Below are 3,156 nucleotides of genomic sequence, written 5' to 3'. Positions count from 1 at the left end.
TCGTGGTAGCGCACAGTGATCAACCTTGTGCCGGCGAGCACGAAGGTGACCGGCGACATCAAGGGATCGTCGACCTCGGTCTGGGCGGGCAGGGTTGCGGTCATGAAGTAGGCGCCGTCCTCGACATAGAGGCGGCTCGAAATCTCGATCTCCTCCATCTCCTCGCGTGTCGGAATGGCCACGCCGAGCCAGCTCTCGATCGTCGCTTCCTCTTCCTTTGTCGGGTTGAACAGGTCCGCCCAGACGATGGTCTCGCTGTTTGCCAGGAGATCGTCGACGAGGCGCAGGCGATCATTGTCCACGACGAAGGCCTTGATCATCGCCTGATATCCCTTGCTGGGGCCAAAGGGTGTGTTCGGATTGACGCGTCGTGTTGGATTGCACGGTTCCCGGCGCCAGCGCCGACCGTGCGTCTGCCGCTTAGACCTGTGACGTGACAAAATCAAGACAAGCCCGAATCGGGCCGGGGGACGGCCCTCGCGGCTCGGAAGCCGCGTCAGCGGATCGATCTAAAGACTGGCTAGAGTGACCTCCAAGTCCTCGTATGCGCCGACGAGGGCATCCGCGCCATGTCGCAACAGAGCATCGCCATGAGTGCCGGTGCAATGACTGCCAGCGGTAAATCCGATCACGCGCATACCTGCTGCCTTGCCCGCCAGGACGCCATTCACGCTGTCCTCGACCACGATGCACTCCTTTGCATGAACACCGATCGTGTCCGCCGCATGCAAGAACAGGTCTGGTTCCGGCTTTCCATTGACGACCATGTCCGATGAAAAAATATTAGGATCGAAAAGGTCGACAAGGCCCGTGTGTTCGAGTTTCCAACGCAATCGGGCCAGCGGCGTGCTTGACGCCACACATCTCCATGCGGCGAGCCGGCCAATCACATTCCGTGCATCGGGTAAGGCCGCCAGATTCTTACGCAAGCGTTCGTTGGTGTGGTCGGCAAGCTGTTCAAAAAAGAGCGGAGAGAGCGGCTTGGCTCGCTCTTGGCCGATCGCTTCGAGCTTCGCCTGCCACATAGCGGGAGACAATCCCATGAAGGCTTGCGTATAGGCGCTTGGTTCGAACGTGATGCCGGCCGCCGCCAGATATTCAAGCTCGGTTGCCTGGTATATCTCCTCGCTGTTCACGAGGACGCCGTCACAATCAAATATTATCAGCTTTATAGGCGACACTTTGGGCCTGATATCTGGTGGTCGGCTCAGCCGGCCCGCGGACAGTCTCGAAGGACTTCCATCAAATCACGTGTTGAACTTGAACAGCAGGATGTCGCCGTCCTGGACGACATATTCCTTGCCTTCGTCGCGGGCCTTGCCGGCTTCCTTGGCCGCCACTTCGCCGCCCAGTGTGACGAAGTCATTGTAGGCGATGGTCTGGGCGCGGATGAAGCCGCGCTCGAAATCGGTGTGGATGACGCCGGCGGCCTGGGGGGCCTTGTCGCCCTTATGGATGGTCCAGGCGCGCGTCTCCTTCGGCCCGACGGTGAAGTAGGTGATGAGGTGCAACAGATCGTAGCCGGCGCGGATGACCTTGTTGAGGCCGGGCTCGTCGAGGCCGAGCGAGGACAGGAATTCCATCTCTTCCTCATCGGAGAGCTGTGCGACCTCGGCTTCGATGGCGGCCGAGATCACCACGGTGCCGGCGCCCTGGGCGGTCGCCATCTTTTCCACGGCCCTGGTGTGCTCGTTGCCGGTGGCTGCGTCGGCCTCGGCGACGTTGCAGACATAGAGCACGGGATGCGAGGTCAGAAGGTTCAGGCCCTGCAGGATGCGCAAATCTTCGGCCGAAATATCCTTGAGCAGGATGCGGGTCGGCTTGCCGGCCTGCAGCAGTTCTAGCGCTGCCTCCATCATCGGCAGCACTGACGTCGCTTCCTTGTCCTTGCTGCCGGCGCGCTTGCGGAATTGCACGATGCGGCGCTCGAGGCTGTCGAGGTCGGCGAGCATCAGCTCGGTTTCGACCGTCTCGGCATCGGCCACCGGGTCGATGCGGCCCTCGACATGGGTAATGTCGTCATCCTCGAAGCAGCGCAGCACATGCACGATGGCGTCGACCTCGCGGATGTTGGCGAGGAACTGGTTGCCCAGCCCTTCGCCCTTCGAGGCGCCGCGCACCAGACCGGCAATGTCGACGAAGGAGATGCGGGTCGGGATGATCTCCTTTGACTTGCCAATCGCCGCGATCTTCTGCAGGCGCGGATCGGGCACCGCGACCTCGCCGGTATTCGGTTCGATGGTGCAGAACGGATAGTTGGCGGCCTGCGCCGCAGCCGTTCTGGTCAACGCGTTGAAAAGCGTCGACTTGCCGACGTTGGGCAAGCCAACGATGCCGCATTTGAAACCCATTTTGTCCGGTCCTATCGGGAAATAGAAATTTGATCAGGGCTATGGGCGATAGGGGTGATCAACGTCAAGCCCTTCGGTTCCCTTGATGCTCAGTCCTTGCCGCCGAACAGCTTCTTCAGCATGGCGGCCATCGGACCGCTTTCCGGCGGCTTGGCCAGGGGCTGTTGGGGCCGTGCTTGGCGGACGTGACTTTGCTGCTTCTGCGCCGGCTGCTTAGGTGCCGATTTTTCGGGCTCCGGCCCGGCCTTGCCCTGGACGGCGAGACTGGCTTTGTTCATGAAGCCGGATTCGTCGCCTTTGGCGATCATGGCGGCGTTGTCGGCGATCGCGTCGAGCAGCGGGTCAAGCCATTCGCGGTCCGCCTTGTCGAAATCGCCGAGCACATGGTGCTGGACCATTTCCTTGACGCCTGGATGGCCGACGCCGATGCGTACGCGGCGATAGGCGTTGCCGACATGGCCATCGATCGAACGGATGCCGTTATGGCCGCCGGCGCCGCCGCCGGTCTTTATGCGCAGCTTGCCTTCGGCAAGATCGATCTCGTCATAGAAGACGGTGAGCGCGGAAAGCTCGAGCTTGTAGAAGCGCAGCGCTTCGCCGACCGACTGGCCGGACAGGTTGATGAAGGTCTGCGGCTTGATCAGGACGACTTTTTCGCCGCCGAGCGAGCCCTCGGCGATCAGGCCCTGAAATTTCTTCGACCAGGGCGAAAAGGAATGGCGGCGGGCGATTGCGTCCGCCGCCATGAAACCGACATTGTGCCGATTGCCGGCGTATTTCGCGCCCGGATTGCCGAGACCTGCAA

General features: G+C 61.4%; 3 protein-coding genes and 1 pseudogene. All 4 read right to left on the bottom strand.

Translation table 11 applies throughout. The features are described 5' to 3' along the window. Nucleotides 1-320: pseudogene (locus tag EN991_RS29355) on the bottom strand (magnesium transporter); the annotation flags it as partial. Between the two features lie 189 nt (nt 321-509). After that, nucleotides 510-1,181 (bottom strand): HAD family phosphatase, encoded by a 672-nt coding sequence (locus EN991_RS29350; RefSeq protein WP_032808607.1) that lies wholly within the window; start codon nt 1,179-1,181, stop codon nt 510-512. A gap of 66 nt (nt 1,182-1,247) precedes the next feature. Then, on the bottom strand, nt 1,248-2,351 hold the full coding sequence (ychF, locus tag EN991_RS29345) for a redox-regulated ATPase YchF (protein ID WP_024505635.1): 1,104 nt from the start codon (nt 2,349-2,351) through the stop codon (nt 1,248-1,250). Between the two features lie 89 nt (nt 2,352-2,440). Continuing rightward, the coding region (gene pth / locus EN991_RS29340) for an aminoacyl-tRNA hydrolase (protein ID WP_127370054.1) at nt 2,441-3,156 on the bottom strand (716 nt) is incomplete at its 5' end.

The organism is Mesorhizobium sp. M7A.F.Ca.US.005.03.2.1 (genome assembly GCF_003997795.1).
GTDB classification, from domain to species: domain Bacteria; phylum Pseudomonadota; class Alphaproteobacteria; order Rhizobiales; family Rhizobiaceae; genus Mesorhizobium; species Mesorhizobium ciceri.
The sequence above is the reverse complement of the archived record's forward strand: the minus strand, read 5'-3'. Positions and strand labels throughout refer to the sequence as shown.